Here is a 16,681-nt window from a genome sequence, read left to right as displayed (position 1 = left end):
GCCCTCCTCGTGTCCCGTGTCCTGTGTCCCGTGTGATCAGACCGCTCGCAGGCGGTAACCGTAACGGTAGGTACGGTCCGCGTGAAGGAGGTACTCCTCCAGCGGCGGAGCGCCCCAGGAGTCGTTGCCGCCGACGCCCATCTGCCGGTGGTTGACGCCGAGGACGGTCGCTTCGCGGGGCTTCAGCTCGTACGGGTGCTTCGGCCCGTCCAGGTCGTGCGGGGTGTACCGCAGGGCGCTCAGCTCCAGGTGGTCGCCCGGCTCCGTCTCCACCCGCAGCCCGCCGCCCTTCCCGGTGAGCGTCGCCCGCCGGACCCCGGTGACGTTGCCGCACTGCTGCGGACGTACGTACGGGGTGAACTGCTCCTCCACGGTGGAGCGGTAACGCCCGACGGGGGCGCCGGTGTTGCGGTCCTGGTAGTTCTCGTGCGGACCGCGTCCGTACCAGGCGAACGTCCCGTACTCCTCCGGGAGCGTGAGCAGCGCGCCGACCATCGGCAGGTCCGGCAGTCCCTTTCCGGGCTCCAGGGTGTGCGCGACGCGCACCTCGCCGTCGCCGCGCACGGTCAGGACGGTGGTGTACGCGCTGGTCGCGGGCGAAGTCGGCAGCGTGGCGCGGATCTCGATCGCGACGACGGACGCGGACTCGCGGGTGACCTTCACGCTCTCGGTCTTCCGCTTGCTCCCCGCGTCGCGCCAGGTCTTCGCGGTCTCCTGGAACTTGCGCCCGATGTCGTTGTCGGTCGGTCCGCGCCAGAAGTTCGGCTCCGGGCCCTCCGTGAGCACCGGGGCGCCCTTGTGGGTGAAGGCCGTGAGCGTGCCCTTGGCCTTGTCGAGGGTGAGCCGGAAATCGCGCCCCGAGACGGTGACCTCGGTGCCGGTCTCCTCGTACTCGACGGGCGGCAGTCCGCCGTCGCCGGGCTCCTCGGGTGCGGGCTTCTGCCACCCCTTGAGGGCGAGCTGTTCCGTGGCGACCTCGTGCCCGGTGTCGGCCCAGCGGGTCTTCCGGCGCAGGACGAGGGCGAGGTTCAGCCAGTACTCGGCGCCGGGTTCCGGGCGTGCGGGGCGCTTGAGGGGCAGCTCGGCGGTGGCCTTGCCGCCGGGCTCCGTCCGGGGCGGCGCCACGGTGCCGTGCTGCTCGCGTACGCCGTCGCGGGTGACCTCCCAGCGCAGCTCGTAGGCGTCGAGGCCGGTGAAGAGCTGCTTGTTGGCGAGGGTGACCCGCCCCTTCTCGGCCCCGCCGTCGGCGGCGGAGAAGGCCACGCGCTGGTAGACGTGCTTGACCTCGTGGATCTCGGGGTCCGGTTCACGGTCGCCGCGCACGATGCCGTTGCAGCAGAAGTTCCCGTCGGTCGGATAGCCGGGGACCCAGTCGCCGCCGTAGGAGAGGTAGGTGCGGGAGGAGTCGCCGGGGACGGGCTTCCTGATGCACTGGTCGACCCAGTCCCAGATGAAGCCGCCGTGCAGGTTGGGGTACTTCTCGAAGATGTCCCGGTACTCGCGGAAGTTGCCGGTGCTGTTCCCCATGGAGTGCGCGTACTCGCAGAGCATGAACGGCTTGGGGTTGCCCGACTTCCCGTACGCCTCGACGTCCGCGGGCGTCGTGTACATCTGGCTGTGCACGTCGGCGGCCTCGTTCATGCCCTCGTAGTGCACGGGGCGGGAGGCGTCGCGCCGGTGGATCCAGTCGGCCATCTCGCGGAAGTTGTCGCCCTGGCCCGCCTCGTTGCCCAGGGACCACATGACGACGCAGGCGTGGTTCTTGTCGCGCTCGACCATGCTGCGGGCCCGGTCCACGCACGCGTCCGTCCACTCCGGGAGGGAGGCGGGGAGGGAGTCGCGGATGCCGTGGGACTCCAGATTGGCCTCGTCGATCACGTAGAGGCCGTACTCGTCGCACAGCTCCATCCAGCGCGGGTGGTTGGGGTAGTGCGAGGTGCGGACGGCGTTGATGTTGTGCTGCTTCATCAGGCGGATGTCGCGCAGCATCGTCTCCTCGGGCACGGCCTGGCCATGCACGGGATCGAACTCGTGCCGGTTGGTTCCGTTGAAGACGATCGGCTTGCCATTGATCTCCAGCTTGCCGGGCCCGTAGGTGATCTGCCGGAAGCCGAAGCGCACGCGGTGCGTCTCGGTCGTACGCCCGTCCGGCCCGGTCACGGTCAGCACGAGGACGTACAGGCCGGGGCTCTCGGCCGACCAGGGCGCGGGGCGGCGGACGTCGCAGGAGAACTCCAGGTCGGCGGTGCCCCGGGCGGGGACCTCGGCGCTCCCGTCGAGCCCGTCCGTGTCCACCTCCTTCCCGTCCGGGCCGTGGAGGACGGCGCGGACGGTGTGGGCCTCCGCCTTCTCGTCCGTACGGTTGCGCAGCCGGGTCCGTACGGTGAGGCGGGCGTCGCGGAAGGCGTCGTCGAAGTCCGTGGAGACCTCGGCGTCGTCGAGGCGTACGGGCGGGACGGAGTACAGATACACGTCGCGGAAGATCCCGGACAGGTCGATCATGTCCTGGTCCTCCAGCCAACTGCCGTCGGACCAGCGGTACACCTCGACGGCGAGGGTGTTCTCGCCCTCGCGCAGGAGACCGGTGATGTCGAACTCGGCGGGCGTGAAGCTGTCCTCGCTGTAGCCGGCCTGCTCTCCGTTCACCCACACGAAGAAGGCGGACTTCACACCCTGGAACGAGAGCAGGGTCCGCCGTCCCTTCCAGCCGCGCGGCACGGTGAAGGCGCGGCGGTAGGAGCCGACGGGGTTGAAGGACTTCGGCACCTGGGGCGGCTCGGGCTCCTCGTAACCGCTCCACGGGTAGGGGACGTTGAGGTAGATGGGCTCGCGGTAGCCGTGCATCTCCCAGTTGGACGGGACGGGGAGCCGGTCCCAGCCGCTGTCGTCGTACCCGGGCCGGTGGAACCCCTCGGGCCTCTTGTCGGGATTCTCGGACCAGCGGAAGCGCCAACTCCCGTTCAGCGAGCGGTAGTACGGCGAGTCGGCGGGCTTCCCGCGGAGCGCGGAGGCGGCGTCGGGGTACGGGACGAGCGCCGCGCGCGCCGGTTCACGGTTGACCGCGAAGGTCGTCGGATCGGCATCCCATTCCCGGCCCGCCGCCTTGGCGAAAGCGGCCTTCTGGTCCCGGAAGGCGGCCCAGCCCGCGAGGACTCCGCCACTTGCCGTCAGAAATGTTCTTCGTGCCCATGGCTTGGCATCCATACCTCACAAGACACCACAAGCATCAAGGCACATCAACACTTTCGCACACAGATTTTCATCCCCCGGGGCCCGTCATCCCCTCAGGGGCCGTCCCGACCGTCCCCTCAGAGCCCGCCGCGCTCACGGAGCTGGATCTGCTCCACCAGCTCCGCGGCCATGGACTTGATGGTCTCCAGCCCCTGCCGCCCCCACCGCCGGGGCTCGTGGTCGACCACACAGACCGTGCCCAGCGTCATGCCCGTACGGTCGATCAGCGGCGCTCCCAGGTACGAGCGGATGCCGGTCTCGTCCACGACCGGATTGCCCGCGAACCGGGGGTAGTCGCGGATGTCCTCCAGCACCAGCGCCTTGCGCCGCACCACGACGTGCGGACAGTAGCCGTGGTCGCGCGCGAGCACGCGGCGCGCGGGATCGGCCTCGCCGCCGTCGGGAGCGTGGAGCCCGGCGAAGAACTGCCGGTGCTCGTCGATGAAGTTCACCATCGCGTACGGCGCGCCCGTGACGCCCGCCAGCCTGCGGGCGAACGCGTCGAACTCCGGGTCCGGCGCCTCGCCGATCCCCAGCTCCCGCAGCCGGACGACCCGCCGCGGCGCCTCGGCGTCCTCAGGGGTGAGCAGCAGGTGGGTCGTGGGGTCGTACGACATCGGCGCCATGATCGCTCCTCCAAGAATCGATCAGATGCTGGACCAGGGAGACGAGGACCTGGGTGCCCGAGCTGGCGAGCCGCGCGTCGCAGGCCACCACCGGCACCTCGGGCTTGAGGTCTATCGCGGCGCGCACCTCCTCGGGGTCGTAGTGGAACGCGCCGTCGAACTCGTTGACCGCCACGATGAAGCCGAGGCCCCGGCGCTCGAAGAAGTCCACGGCGGAGAAGCAGTGTTCGAGGCGGCGGGTGTCCGCCAGCACCACGGCGCCCAGAGCCCCGTTGCACAGCTCGTCCCAGAGGAACCAGAAGCGCTCCTGGCCCGGGGTGCCGAAGAGGTAGAGCATGTGGTCGCTGCTGAGCGAGATCCGGCCGAAGTCCATGGCCACGGTCGTCGTCGCCTTGTTCTCGACGCCCGACAGGTCGTCCTTGCCGACGCTGACCTGGGTGAGCAGCTCCTCCGTGCTGAGCGGCTCGATCTCGCTGACGGCGCCCACGAACGTCGTCTTGCCGACGCCGAAGCCGCCGGCGACCAGGATCTTCAGCGCGGTCGGGAAGAGGTCCACGCCCCCGGCCGTCGTCCCGCGGTCCTCAGAGTCGTCTACGGAGCCCATCCAGCACCGCCTCCAGCAGTTGTCGGTCGGTCGGGTCGGGGCCCAGCGGCACGGGTGCCGGGGCCCGCGTGGTGATCGCCCCGCAGTCGGCCAGGTCGGAGAGCAGCACCTTGGTCACGACCGCGGGGAGGCGCGTCCGCGAGGCGAGTTCGGCCACCGAGACCGGGCCGCCGCACAGCCCCAGGACCTGGGCGTGATCGGGCCCGAGATAGCTCTGCGGCCGCGTTCCCGTGGCCATCACCAGGGTCATCAGGTCGAAGTGCGCCGTGGGCCTGGTGCGTCCGTTGCTGACGGTGTACGGGCGGATCAGCCTGCCCGCGTCGTCGTCGAGGAGCGGCCCCTCCTCCTCGTCCCGCGCGGGGGACGGCTGAGGGTCGCGCATGCCCCGGCCTCAGCGCCCCGCCGGCTGCCGGGCCGGGATCGCCAGATACGGTCTGACGCTCTTGACCAGCATCCCCATCTCGTACCCCAGCACGGCCGCGTCCGCCTCGCGGCCCGCGACCACGGCCAGACACGCGCCGTTGCCCGCGGTGGAGACGAAGAGCAGCGAGGACTCCAGCTCGACGACGACCTGGCGCACCTCGCCGCCCTCCCCCAGCCGCACCCCGGCGCTGCGCGCCAGCGAGTACAGCCCCGAGGCGAGCGCGGCCATGTGGTCGGCCGTGTCGGGCTCCATGCCGTCGACGGCCTTCACCAGGCCGTCGGAGGACAGCAGGAGCGCGCTGTGCGCGTGCGGGACGCGCTGCACCAGGCCGGTCAACAGCCAGGAGATGTCGGTGTTCTGGCCCAAGGGCGCTTCGCTCACCATGGTCGCGTTCTTCTCCTCGTGGGGGCCGCTCTGGGCAGGCACTAACGGGCGGGACGGGGGCTGTCCCCGCCGGACGCCGGGGACGGGTCGCTGGGGAGGTCCGCGCCGGGGGCGGCGTACGGGCCTCCGTCGAGGTCGGTCTCGTCGGCGAGGCTGGTGCCGCGCCGGAAGGCGGCCATCAGGCCGGGATCGTGCCCCTCCTCGGCCACCGCCTCCGCGTGGGAGCCGCCGAAGGGCACGGGCGGATCGCGCAGCTCGGGCACCAGGTGCTCCTGGCGGCGCCGCTTGGGCAGCCGCGGCTTCCCGGCCTGCGGCGAGGGCACGCCGGACGCGGAGGAGACGGAGGAGGCGGGGGCACCGGAGGAGACGGGGGACGCCGGGGAGCCGGACGGCGCGGCGGGCATGGGCGGGGCGGACGGCGCGGGGAGCGGGTCGACGGCCCGCACGGACCGCAGGGCCTCGCTCACGGCGTCCGCACCGCCCGCGACGTCCGTACGGTCCGTACCGCCCGTACCGTCCGCGCCGTCCCCGCCTCTGCGCTCCTCGGCGCGGGGCTGCGGGGGCGGCGGTACGGGATCGCCCGCGGCCGGGGCCGCGGACCGGGGCGTCCCGCCGTCGGGGGCCGTCCGCTGTCCGTCGTCCTCCGCGCCCACGACGCCGACGTGCTCGGCGCGGGCCTGCGCGCCGGCGGACGCCGGCGCGTACGTCCCCAGCCCCTCCGTCCCTCCCGCGAGCCCGGCCGCCCCGGCCGTCCCCGCTCCCCCGGCCGCACCGGCTCCCCCGTCCTCGGGCTGCTCGTCGCCGAGCAGGACGCGGGGCAGCACGAGCACGGCCTGGATGCCGCCGTAGATGTTGCTCTGGAGCTGGACGACGACGCCGTGGCGCCGGGCGAGGGACGAGACCACGAACAGCCCGATACGGCCGTCCTGGAGCAGCTCCGGCACGTCGATACGGTCGGGCTCGGACAGCACGGCGTTCATATGGTTCTGCTCGGCGGGCGTCATGCCCAGGCCTCTGTCCTCGACCTCGATGGCGAGGCCCGAGGTGACGTGCTGGGCGCGGAGCAGCACCTGCGTCTGCGGAGCCGAGAACAGCGTGGCGTTCTCGATGAGTTCGGCCAGCAGATGGATGACGTCGGCGACGGCGTGCCCGCGCAGCGTGCCCTCGATCGGGGGCACGAGCTTCACCCGGGGGTACTGCTCGACCTCGGCGATGGCCGAGCGCAGCACCTCGGTCATCGAGACCGGGCGCGTCCACTGGCGCCGGGAGACGGCGCCGCCGAGCACGGCGAGGTTCTCGGCGTGACGCCGCATCCGGGTCGCGAGATGGTCGACGTGGAAGAGGCCCTTGAGCAGGTCGGGGTCCTCGACCTCGTTCTCCAGCTCGTCCAGCAGCTCGATCTCGCGGTGGACCAGGGACTGGAGCCTGCGGGCGAGATTGACGAAGACCTCGACCTTCTCCTCGCTGCCGCTGTACGTGCTGCGGACGAGCGCGGCGGCCTCCGTCAGCGCCGTCTCCGCGGTCCGCTGGGCGACGGCGAACTCGTGCGCGAGCAGGTCGAGCGCGTCGCCCGTGGCCTCCGGGACCGGCTCCGGCGTGCGCGGGCGCGGCTGGGGGCGCTCGCCGCGCTCCAGCGCCTGGAGCGTCGCGCGGAGTTCGGCCTGGCCCCGGGCGACGGAGCGGCGCAGCGCCGCGTACCGCTCGACGGTGCCGCGGGCCTCCGAGGAGGCGAGCATCGCGGCGGTCACGATCACGGCGCAGACCAGGAGCAGGCTTCCGGCGAGCACGCCCCACACGGGGGCGCCCACCGGGCCCGGCGCGGGCGTCCCGGTGGCGTCGATGCCGCCCTGGACGCGCATCACGTACGCCACGACGGCGGCCCCCGCGACGGCGATGAGCCCGGCGGGCAGCACGGCGAGGCGCACCATGCGGTGCCGCACCGTGGCGTCCCCCGCGCTCTCGCGCGCGGGGGCCCTGCCGTGCCGTCGCCGCGAGCCGTTCGCGCCTGTCTGCACCGCGTGGCTCGGGGGTTCAGGCATGGGGTTCCTCGGGGTGGGTTGAGGGCTGACGTGACTGAGGAGCGCGCTCTGATCTGAGGCGTTGCCACGCTAGCCCTCGCTCGCACCCGCACCCGGTACAGACGAGGTATTCGCCACCCCCCGCCAGCTCCCAAAGAGTGAAGATTCCGAGTGCGTGTTTGACGCGCGCGGCCGTCAACTCCGCGCGCCGGGCGCCGCCTTCAGCGCGCGCCGCCCGCCCCGGGCGCCAGGCGTACGCGCAGGAACTCCGCCGCCTCGTCCAGTGCCGCGCCCGCCGCGTCCAGGACCCCGGGCATCGCGAAGAAGCCGTGGATCATTCCGTCGTACCGGCTCAGCGCGGCGGGGGTCCCGGCCTCGCGCAGCCTGCGTGCGTACGCCTCGCCCTCGTCGCGCAGCGGGTCGTACTCCGCGGTGATCACCAGTGCGGGAGGCAGCCCGCCGAGGTCGCGGGCGCGCAGCGGCGAGACGTACGGGCTGGCGCCGTCCTCGGGGCCGCGCAGGTAGTGGCGCCAGTACCAGTCCACGGAACGGGCGTTGAAGAACGCGTCGTCCGTGTTCTCCCGCTGCGAGGGCGTGTCCGCGTGGTGGTCGGTGTTCGGGTAGACGAGGAGCTGGGCGGCGAGCGGCGGCCCCGAGCGCTCGCGGGCGAGGAGCGAGGTGACGGCCGCGAGGTTGCCCCCGGCGCTGTCGCCGCCCACCGCGAGCCGCCCGGGGTCCCCGCCGTACCCGGAGGCGTGCGCGGCGGCCCAGCGGACCGCGGCGAAACAGTCCTCGACCGCGGCGGGGAACTTGTGCTCGGGCGCCAGCCGGTAGCCCACCGCGACGGCCACGCAGGGCACCGCGTTGGCGAGCCTGCGGCAGATCGCGTCGCAGGTGTCGAGCGAGCCGAGGGTCCAGCCGCCGCCGAAGAAGTAGGCGAGCACGGGGAGCGGGCCGGGGGCGTCCGGATCGTCCGGGGCCTCCGGTACGTCCGGGACGTCCGGGCGGAAGATCCGCAGCGGCAGCGGTCCCCCGGGCCCCGGCATCGCGGTGTCGGTCACCTCGCCGACGGGCTCGGGGTCGCCGCCCGAGGCGAGCGCGTCGGCGCGGTCGGCGGCGCGGGCCTCGTCGAGGCTCATCGTGTAGAGCGGCGGAGCCGCGGCGGCGGTACGGGCGGCCCGCAGGGCCTCCACCTGAGGATCGAGCGGCACGGCTCCTCCAGTCGTCCGGCAGTCGTCCGATCGTGCGCGCGCGGGGCCCGCGGGGGCGGGGTGCGCGCGGGCGCGGGCCTGCCAGTCTCCGCGCCCGGGAGCCGCCGGGCCACCCCCTTTTCACCCCTTGGCGTCCGCTGTCGCGAGGGTCACGCGTACGAGCCGATTGCCCCTCGACAGCCATGTCGTATGGTCAACAGAGTGTCGAAGCCGCGACCGAGGGAGCAAGCGTGAGCCAGCAGTCCGCCGAGGCCGTACTGACCGGAGTCAGGAATTTCCGCGACGTCGGAGGGCTGCCGACCGCCGACGGGCGCCGCGTCCGGCAGGGCGTGCTGTTCCGCAGCGGGCACCTCGCGCACGCGACTCCGGAGGACGCGGAGTTCCTCGGCGGGCTCGGTCTCCACACCGTCTTCGACTTCCGGAACTCGGCCGACCAGGCCCTGGAGGGCCCCGACGTCGCGCTCCCCGGCGTGCGGAACGTGAACATTCCGCTGAGCGACCCGGCCGACGGCGCCGAGTTCTGGCAGATGGTGCGCGACGGCGAGCTGGACCAGCTCCGCGCGATCCTGGGCGACGGCCTCGCGGCCGACCGTATGACCAGGTCGTACCGGACGATCATCAAGGAGCGCACCGCCGAGCACAGCCGGGTGCTGCACTCGCTGGCCGAGGACAGCGTGCCCGCCCTGATGCACTGCGCGGCCGGCAAGGACCGCGCGGGCCTCTCCATCGCGGTCACGCTCCTCGCGCTGGGCGTGGAGCGCGCGGCGATCGAGGCCGACTACCTGGAGTCCAACTCCCCGCACCGGCGCTACAAGGTGCACCGCAGCGGCAAGTCGCAGGCGGGCATGTCGCCCGAGGTGATGGAGCTGCTCTCGCCGCTGTTCGACGCGCGCGCCGCGTACCTGGAGGCGGCGTTCGCGACGATCGATGAGGTGTGGGGCGACGTGGACACCTACCTCGCGCAGGGCCTCCGGATAGCTCCGGAGACCCGTACGCGCCTGCGTGACCGCTTCCTGGAGGGCTGAGCCCGCCCGGCCGGTCAGCGGTGGGCGACCGCCTGCTTGACGAGGGTCCGCCCGAAGTCCCACATCAGGCCGCCTCCGCCGTGCGCGTCGTCCATGACCTGGGTGAACGCGTCCACGAAGCGCTCGACCTCGCGCTCGCCGATGATCAGCGGCGGGATCAGCTTGATCACTTCGAGGTGGTCGCCGGAGACCTGGGTGAGGATCCGGTGCCGCTGGAGCAGCGGCACCACGACCATCTGCGCGAAGAGCCCCTTGCGGGCGGCCTGGAGCATGGTCCACTTGCCGCGCAGCCCCAGCGACTTCGGCCTGCCGAACTCGATGCCGATCATCAGGCCCCGGCCCCGGACCTCGTGCAGCAGCTCGTACTTCTCCGTGAGCGCGGCGAGCCGGGTGCGCAGCAGGTCGCCGACGCGGCGCGCGTGGGCGACGATCCCCTCGTCCTCCATCACCGCGAGGGTCGCGAGCCCGGCGGCCATCGCCTGCGCGTTGGCTCCGAAGCTCGCGGAGTGGACGAGGACGCGGTCCATCGACGAGTAGACCTTCTTGAAGATCCACTCCTTGCCGAGCGTCGCGCCGACCGGCACGTATCCGCCCGAGAGGGCCTTGGCGACGCAGACGAGGTCGGGGTCGGCGCCCTCCTCGTGCTGGTACGCGAAGAAGTCGCCGGTACGGCCGAGGCCCGTCTGGACCTCGTCGGCGATAAGCAGCGCGCCGTGCTTGTGCAGCAGCTCGCCCGCCGCGCGCAGATAGCCGGGCGGGGCCGCGTGCACGCCCTTGCCCTGGACGGGCTCGACGACGAGCGCGGCGACGTCGCCCTTCCGCAGCTCGCGCTCCAGCGCGTCGAGGTCGCCCAGCTCGACGGCGGTGTCGGGCAGCAGCGGCGCGAAGCCGTCCCGGAAGCCGGACTCGCCGTTGACGGAGAGCGAGCCGGTCGTGAGCCCGTGGAAGGCGTGCGCGCAGTACAGGACGCGGGGTCTGCCGGTGGCGTACCGCGCGAACTTCAGCGCGGTCTCCACGGCCTCCGTGCCGCTGTTCCCGAAGAAGACCCGGTCCAGGCCCGGCGCGAACGACAGCAGCTTCTCGGCGAGCAGCCCGGGCAGCGGCTGGCAGTCGAAGCGCGTGAGGTCGGCCAGCTCCGCGTCGAGCACGTCGTGCAGCGCCTGCCGTACGACGGGGTGGTGGCGGCCCAGGCCCATGACGCCGAACCCGGCGAGCATGTCGAGGTAGTCATTGCCCTCGGCGTCGTAGAAGTAGGCGCCCTCGGCGCGTTCGTAGACCTTGTCGAAGCCGATGGTGTGCAGCATGCGCGGCAACTGGTGGTTGAGGTACCGCGTGTGCAGCTCGTACCGCTCGGTGCCGCGCTCCTTCAGCAGCTTCGACAGGTCGAAGTCCGTGGTCACGCCATGCTCCCTTCGTTCTCGCGGGCACCGCCCGCCTCCCGCGCGGCGCCGGTCCCGCGCGTCTCGCGCTCCCAGCGCTCGCGGCGGGCCCGCTCGCGCTCGTCCTGGCGGGCCAGCGTGGCCGCGATCCGCCCGGCGACCTCTGCGGGCGTCAGGCCGAGGTCCGCGAGCAGTTCGCCGCGCTTGCCGTGCGGCAGGAACCGCTGCGGCAGCCCGACGGCGCACAGCGGCAGGTCGGAGCCCGCGTCGCGCAGCGCGTCGCCGACGGCCGAACCGACGCCGCCCGTACGCCCGTTGTCCTCGACGACCGCCACGGCGCGGTGCCGTTCGGCCAGCGGCACCAGCTCGGGGTCGACGGGTTTGACCCAGCGCGGGTCGACGACGGTCGTGCCGATGCCGCGCTCGGCGAGCAGTTCGGCGGCGTCCAGGCAGACGGAGGCCATGGCGCCGACGGAGACGAGCAGCACGTCGGTCCGCTCGTCCTCGCGCAGCACGTCCATGCCGCCCACGCGCCGCAGCTCCGGGATCGGCTCGCCCACGGTGGCCTTGGGGAGCCGCAGCACGGTCGGCGCGTCGTCCACGTCGAGGGCCTCGCGCAGTTCGGCGCTGAGCCGCTCGGCGTCGCGCGGCGCGGCGAGGCGCAGCCCGGGGACGACCTGGAGGACGGACATGTCCCACATGCCGTGGTGCGAGGCCCCGTCGGGCCCGGTGATCCCGGCCCGGTCGAGGACGAAGGTGACCCCGCAGCCGTGCAGCGCGACGTCCATCAGCATCTGGTCGAAGGCGCGGCCGAGGAAGGTCGCGTAGAGCGCGACGACGGGGTGCAGCCCGCCGGTGGCCATGCCGGCGGCGGAGACCGTGGCGTGCTGCTCGGCGATGCCGACGTCGTGCACGCGCCCGGGGTACGCCTCCGCGAAGGCGCCGAGGCCCACGGGGTGCAGCATCGCGGCCGTGACGGCGACGACGTCGGGGCGCTCGGCCCCGATCCGGACCATCTCCTTGCCGAAGACCGAGGTCCAGGAGGTGCCGCCGGAGGTCTCGACGGGTTCGCCGGAGGCCGGGTCGATCTTGTTGACGGTGTGGAAGTGGTCCTTGAGGTCGGCGAGCGCGGGCTCGTAGCCGCGCCCCTTCTCGGTGAGGCAGTGCACGAGGACGGGACCGTTGAACCGCTTGGCGCGGCTCAGCGCGGACTCGACGGCCGCGATGTCGTGCCCGTCGATCGGCCCGAGGTATTTCAGCCCGAGGTCCTCGAACATGCCCTGCGGGTTGAAGGCGTCCTTGAAGCCCTTCTTCGCCCCGTGGAGCGACTCGTAGAGCGGCTTGCCGACCACGGGCGTGTGCTGGAGGACGCCCTTGCCCCAGGCCAGCACCCGCTCGTACTCGTTGGTGGTGCGCAGCGTGGCGAGGTGGTTGGCGAGGCCGCCGATGGTGGGTGAGTACGAGCGTTCGTTGTCGTTGATGACGATGACGAGGGGGCGGTCCTTGGCCGCCGCGATGTTGTTGAGCGCTTCCCAGGCCATGCCGCCGGTCAGCGCGCCGTCGCCGATCACGGCCACGACGTGGTCGTCCCTGCCCTGGATCTCGTTCGCCTTGGCCAGGCCGTCGGCCCAGCCGAGGACGGCGGAGGCGTGGGAGTTCTCGATGACGTCGTGGTCGGACTCGGCGCGCGACGGATAGCCGGAGAGGCCGCCCTTGGCCCGCAGCTTGGAGAAGTCCTGCCGCCCGGTGAGCAGCTTGTGGACGTAGCTCTGGTGCCCGGTGTCCCACAGGACGCGGTCGGCGGGCGAGTCGAAGACCCGGTGCAGGGCGATGGTCAGCTCGACCACGCCCAGGTTGGGTCCCAGATGGCCGCCGGTGCGTGACACCGCGTGGATCAGGAACTCGCGGATCTCCTCCGCGAGTTCCTCCAGCTCGTCCCCGGTCAGCGCGTCCAGGTCGCGCGGCCCGTGGATGGACTCCAGCAAGGACATGGTCGGCCCCCCTGCTCTCCGTCGGTCTGTCTGTTCTGTTCCGGCTTGCTCTCCTGGTCGGACCTGCTCGTACGGCTTACTTGTTGCTGGCGACGGTCTCCCGCGCGGCGCGCAGCGACTCCTTGAGGGAGCCCATGGTGGCCAGGACCGCGGTCGGCTCGTAACCGCAGTGCGCCATGCAGTTGGCGCAGCGCGGGTCCTTGCCGCGGCCGTACTTGCTCCAGTCGGTCTCCTCGATGAGCTGGCGGTACGTGGGCACGTAGCCGTCGCTCATCAGGTAGCAGGGGCGCTGCCAGCCGAACAGCGAGTAGTTCGGGATGGCCCAGGCCGTGCACGGGAAGTCGGCCTTGCCCTCCAGGAAGTCGAGGAAGAGCGGGCTGTGGTTGAGCCGCCACCTGGCCCGGTTGCCCCCGGCGAACGCCTTCTTGAACAGCTCCCTGGTCTGCTCGACGCCCAGGAAGTGCTCCTGGTCGGGCGCCTTCTCGTAGGCGTAGGCGGGCGAGATCATCATCTCGTCGACCTTGAGGTCGTCGTTGAGGTAGTTGAGGACCTCGATGATGGTCTGCGGGGTGTCGGTGTTGAAGAAGGTGGAGTTCGTGGTGACGCGGAAGCCGCGGCGCTTGGCCTCCTTCATGGCCTCCACGGCCTCGTCGAAGACGCCCTCCTTCGCCACGGATTCGTCGTGCCGCTCCCGCAGCCCGTCGATGTGCACGGCGAACGCGAAATACGGCGAGGGCGTGAACTGGTCCATCTTCTTGCGCATCAGCATCGCGTTCGTGCACAGGAAGACGTATTTCCGCTTGGCGACGAGCTGCCGCACGATCTCCCCGATCTGGGGGTGCATCAACGGCTCGCCGCCCGCGATGGAGACCATGGGGGCGCCCGATTCGAGCACGGCGCCCACGGCCTGGGCGACCGGCATGCGCTGCTTGAGCACGCCGGCGGGGTGCTGGATCTTGCCGCATCCCTCGCACTTGAGATTGCAGGCGAAAAGGGGTTCCAGCTCGACGATGAGCGGGAACTTCTCGCGCTTGCGGAGCTTCTGCTGAAAGAGATAGGTACCCATACGGACGGTCTGGCGCAGAGGCATGGCCATTCTCGCTCACCTCCAGGGGAGCAGCAACGATCGGTGCCATTCGAGGAATGCGGGCAGGACACCGCGGAGCACGCGGAATGCCGATATTCCACCCCGCAGCGTCCCCATTCGAATCAGTTCATGTCCGGGAGCGTCCACCACCACCCGTACGGCCGCAACAGGGCGTCGGCCCGCCCCGGTGACGGCCGTGCGCAGGGTGGCGGCCGATTCCATGTCCGTGGCGAGGGCGCCCGTGGCGTGCAGCACGGCGCGCTCCGCGCCCCGTACGACGTGGTCGCTGCCTACGAGCGGCCCGGTGTGGACGGTTCCGTACGGTGCGAGCGCCGCGGCGAGCAGCTCGGTACCGGTGCAGGGGGTGTGCTCCCGGCCGTCCCGGGTCCCGTCCGCCACGACGAGGTCCCCGGGGCGCATGCCGGGGGCGAGCCCCGCGCAGAACCCGGTGGCGAGCACGGCCGTGCCGCCGGGCACGGCCTCGTCCCGCAGCGCGCGGGCCACGGCCCGCCGCGCGGCCTGCGGCCCCATGCCTGTGCGGAGCACCGACACGGGCCCCGGGGCGTCCTGAGGGGTGCGGCCCGAGCGCCCCGCGCCGCCGCGGAGGGCCAGGCGCTCGATGCCGAGCGCGCACGCGATCAGCAGCGGGCCCGGGGCGCTCGGGCCGTCCATCAGGCGTCCCGGCGTGCGGTGAGGTGGTCCAGCCCGTCGCCGTGCAGATAGCGGCCGAGCGCGGTGAGCGGGAAGACCATCCGGTAGAGGTGGTAGTTGATGGAGAAGTCCCAGGGGAAGCCGGTGCCGGTGAAGAACGGCTCGTCCCAGTAGCCGTCCTCGCGCTGCTGCTCGGCCAGCCAGCCGATGCCGCGCTCGACGGCCTTGGAGTCCCGCTCGCCCCCGGCGATCAGCGTCATCAGCGCCCAGCCGGTCTGGGAGGGGGTGGAGGTGCCGTTGGCGATCCAGTCGGCGTCGATGTACGAGCGCAGGTCCTCGCCCCAGCCGCCGTCGTCGTTCTGGACGCTCTCCACCCAGCTCACCGCGCGCCGGATGGCCGGGTGCGAGACGGGCATCCCGGCGGCGACGAGCGCGGGGACGACGGAGCCCGTGCCGTAGAGGTAGTTGACGCCCCAGCGCCCGAACCAGGCTCCATTGGACTCCTGTTCGGCGAGCAGCCAGGAGATGGCCTTGCGGGCGCGCGGCTCCCCCTGCCTGCCCTCGGCGGCGAGCATCTCCAGCACGTGCCCGGTGACATCGGCCGACGGCGGGTCGATGACCTCGCCGAAGTCGCAGAACGGCAGCCGGTTGGGGAACTTGCTGGTGTTGTCGACGTCGAACGCGCCCCAGGCGCCGTCGCTGGACTGCATGCCCAGGTTCCAGCGCACCGCGCGCCCCACGGCCCGGTCGACGCGCTCCGGGTCGGGGTGGTCGACGCGGCGCAGCGCGAGGGCGACCTCGGCGGTGTCGTCGATGTCGGGGTAGTTGTCGTTGTGGAACTCGAACGCCCAGCCCCCGGGCGGGAGTTGGGGCCGCCGCACGGACCAGTCGCCGGGCCGGACGATCTGCTCGGCGAGCATCCAGTCGGCGGCCTTGACGAGCGCCGGGTGGTCGCGCGGGAGCCCGGCGTCGGCGAGCGCGATGGAGACCAGGCAGGTGTCCCAGACCGGGGACTGGCAGGCCTCCACCATCCGGGTCTCCTCGTCGGGCCAGACGGCGAACCGGTCGAGGGACTCCAGCCCGGCCCGCATCACCGGGTGCTCCATGTCGTAGCCGAGCAGCCGCAGGGCGATCAGCGAGTAGACGGCGGGGGGCTGGATGCCGCCCCAGCAGCCGTCGTTCTCCTGGCGCTCGACGATCCAGCGGGAGGCGTCCTTGAGCGCGGCCCGGCGCAGCGGCTTCACGGCCACCTTGCGGTACGCGTGCAGGGCGCGGTCGATGCGCTGGAAGGCGCCGTCCCAGGTGGTGGCGGGCGCCATCCGGCCGGGCGGCAGCGGGCGGGCCGGGTCGCGGTGCAGCTCGTCGATGCGGAACGGCGCGGGGTGCACGGGCCGCAGGGCGGAGACGACGGTGAGCGGCACGATGGTCTGCCGGGCCCAGCAGCCGAAGTCGTAGATGTTGAGCGGGAACCACTTGGGCAGGTAGATGAGTTCGGGCGGCAGCTCGGGCAGGTCCTCCCAGCGCCACCAGCCGAAGAGCGCGAGCCAGATGCGGGTGAAGACGCGGCTGCGGGCGACTCCCCCGTTCTCGCGGACCCACGCGGCGGCGCGGGCCATGTGCGGGGCCTCGGGATCGTCGCCCGCGAGCTTGAGGGCGACGTACGCCTCGATCGTGGTGGAGAGTTCGCCGGGGCCGCCGTGGAAGGTGGCCCAGGTGCCGTCCTCGCGCTGCTGGGCGCGGACGAAGTTGGCGGCGGCCCGGAGGATCTTCTCGTCCCTGATGCCGAGGAACTCCCGCAGGAGCAGGTCCTCGGCGTCCATGGTGACGTTGGTCTCCAGGTCGCCCTTCCACCATCCCTGCTCGTCCTGCCGGGCCAGCAGGTGGTCGACGGCGCGGGCCGCGGTCCGCTCCGCGAGGGCGGTCAGGCTCTCCTGGCCGGGGGCTTCAGGACCGGGGGAATCCCGGTCCGTGTGCTTCGTACCGGAGACGCCGGGTCCAGCGGGTCCGTCCGTCGTGGCTGTCATCGCTTCTCCTTTCGAAGTCTCCTAAA

Annotated in this window: 13 protein-coding genes; 1 reads left to right on the top strand and 12 read right to left on the bottom strand. The window is 72.3% G+C overall.

The genetic code is table 11. The annotated features are described in order from the left end of the window. Window positions 1-36: 36 nt before the first annotated feature. The 7 genes from lacZ to ABD343_RS29850 form a co-directional block, all read right to left on the bottom strand. Complete coding sequence (gene lacZ / locus ABD343_RS29880; protein WP_344532561.1) at window positions 37-3,204, bottom strand: beta-galactosidase, LacZ type; 3,168 nt, start codon at window positions 3,202-3,204, stop codon at window positions 37-39. A 104-nt stretch (window positions 3,205-3,308) separates the two neighbouring features. After that, window positions 3,309-3,848: a GAF domain-containing protein gene (locus ABD343_RS29875; protein WP_344533100.1), complete on the bottom strand. Its 540-nt coding sequence runs from the start codon at window positions 3,846-3,848 to the stop codon at window positions 3,309-3,311. Beyond that, window positions 3,808-4,461 carry a GTP-binding protein gene (locus tag ABD343_RS29870; RefSeq protein ID WP_344532560.1) on the bottom strand — a complete coding sequence of 218 codons (654 nt, stop codon included), beginning with the start codon at window positions 4,459-4,461 and terminating at the stop codon, window positions 3,808-3,810. Before ABD343_RS29870 ends, ABD343_RS29875 begins: the two co-directional genes overlap by 41 nt. Then, a complete protein-coding gene (locus ABD343_RS29865; protein ID WP_344532558.1) occupies window positions 4,439-4,843 on the bottom strand; it encodes a DUF742 domain-containing protein in 405 nt (134 codons plus the stop codon). Before ABD343_RS29865 ends, ABD343_RS29870 begins: the two co-directional genes overlap by 23 nt. Before the next feature lie 9 nt (window positions 4,844-4,852). Next, complete coding sequence (locus ABD343_RS29860) at window positions 4,853-5,269, bottom strand: roadblock/LC7 domain-containing protein (protein WP_344532557.1); 417 nt, start codon at window positions 5,267-5,269, stop codon at window positions 4,853-4,855. A gap of 41 nt (window positions 5,270-5,310) precedes the next feature. Then, complete coding sequence (locus tag ABD343_RS29855) at window positions 5,311-7,308, bottom strand: sensor histidine kinase (protein WP_344532555.1); 1,998 nt, start codon at window positions 7,306-7,308, stop codon at window positions 5,311-5,313. A gap of 200 nt (window positions 7,309-7,508) precedes the next feature. Further along, window positions 7,509-8,498: an alpha/beta hydrolase gene (locus ABD343_RS29850; protein ID WP_344532553.1), complete on the bottom strand. Its 990-nt coding sequence runs from the start codon at window positions 8,496-8,498 to the stop codon at window positions 7,509-7,511. Between the two features lie 230 nt (window positions 8,499-8,728). Between ABD343_RS29850 and ABD343_RS29845 the strand changes: the two genes are divergently transcribed. Further along, a complete protein-coding gene (locus ABD343_RS29845; RefSeq protein WP_344532552.1) occupies window positions 8,729-9,523 on the top strand; it encodes a tyrosine-protein phosphatase in 795 nt (264 codons plus the stop codon). Window positions 9,524-9,537: 14 nt separating this feature from the next. Here ABD343_RS29845 and ABD343_RS29840 read toward each other — a convergent pair whose 3' ends face one another. The 5 genes from ABD343_RS29840 to shc form a co-directional block, all read right to left on the bottom strand. Further along, on the bottom strand, window positions 9,538-10,923 hold the full coding sequence (locus ABD343_RS29840; protein WP_344532551.1) for an aspartate aminotransferase family protein: 1,386 nt from the start codon (window positions 10,921-10,923) through the stop codon (window positions 9,538-9,540). Next, window positions 10,920-12,893 (bottom strand): 1-deoxy-D-xylulose-5-phosphate synthase, encoded by a 1,974-nt coding sequence (dxs, locus tag ABD343_RS29835; RefSeq protein ID WP_344532550.1) that lies wholly within the window; start codon window positions 12,891-12,893, stop codon window positions 10,920-10,922. The genes ABD343_RS29840 and dxs overlap by 4 nt, the downstream gene beginning before the upstream one ends. A gap of 76 nt (window positions 12,894-12,969) precedes the next feature. Then, window positions 12,970-13,989 carry an adenosyl-hopene transferase HpnH gene (gene hpnH / locus ABD343_RS29830; RefSeq protein WP_344532548.1) on the bottom strand — a complete coding sequence of 340 codons (1,020 nt, stop codon included), beginning with the start codon at window positions 13,987-13,989 and terminating at the stop codon, window positions 12,970-12,972. A 6-nt stretch (window positions 13,990-13,995) separates the two neighbouring features. Then, entirely contained in the window at window positions 13,996-14,652 is a 657-nt protein-coding gene (locus ABD343_RS29825) for a phosphorylase family protein (RefSeq protein WP_344532546.1), read from the bottom strand. Next, entirely contained in the window at window positions 14,652-16,655 is a 2,004-nt protein-coding gene (shc, locus tag ABD343_RS29820) for a squalene--hopene cyclase (RefSeq protein ID WP_344532545.1), read from the bottom strand. Before shc ends, ABD343_RS29825 begins: the two co-directional genes overlap by 1 nt. Window positions 16,656-16,681 lie beyond the last annotated feature (26 nt).

It is taken from the genome of Streptomyces albiaxialis (genome assembly GCF_039530985.1).
GTDB classification, from domain to species: Bacteria; Actinomycetota; Actinomycetes; order Streptomycetales; family Streptomycetaceae; genus Streptomyces; species Streptomyces albiaxialis.
Note: the sequence above shows the minus strand (reverse complement) of the source record. Positions and strands in the feature narration are given on the sequence as shown.

Coding starts and splice junctions, on each gene's coding strand:
- hpnH (WP_344532548.1), bottom strand. CDS start 13,989: ATGGCCATGCCTCTGCGCCAGACCGTCCGTATGGGTACCTATCTCTTT.
- ABD343_RS29865 (WP_344532558.1), bottom strand. CDS start 4,843: ATGCGCGACCCTCAGCCGTCCCCCGCGCGGGACGAGGAGGAGGGGCCG.
- dxs (WP_344532550.1), bottom strand. CDS start 12,893: ATGTCCTTGCTGGAGTCCATCCACGGGCCGCGCGACCTGGACGCGCTG.
- ABD343_RS29825 (WP_344532546.1), bottom strand. CDS start 14,652: ATGGACGGCCCGAGCGCCCCGGGCCCGCTGCTGATCGCGTGCGCGCTC.
- ABD343_RS29860 (WP_344532557.1), bottom strand. CDS start 5,269: ATGGTGAGCGAAGCGCCCTTGGGCCAGAACACCGACATCTCCTGGCTG.
- ABD343_RS29855 (WP_344532555.1), bottom strand. CDS start 7,308: ATGCCTGAACCCCCGAGCCACGCGGTGCAGACAGGCGCGAACGGCTCG.
- ABD343_RS29870 (WP_344532560.1), bottom strand. CDS start 4,461: ATGGGCTCCGTAGACGACTCTGAGGACCGCGGGACGACGGCCGGGGGC.
- lacZ (WP_344532561.1), bottom strand. CDS start 3,204: ATGGATGCCAAGCCATGGGCACGAAGAACATTTCTGACGGCAAGTGGC.
- shc (WP_344532545.1), bottom strand. CDS start 16,655: ATGACAGCCACGACGGACGGACCCGCTGGACCCGGCGTCTCCGGTACG.
- ABD343_RS29875 (WP_344533100.1), bottom strand. CDS start 3,848: ATGTCGTACGACCCCACGACCCACCTGCTGCTCACCCCTGAGGACGCC.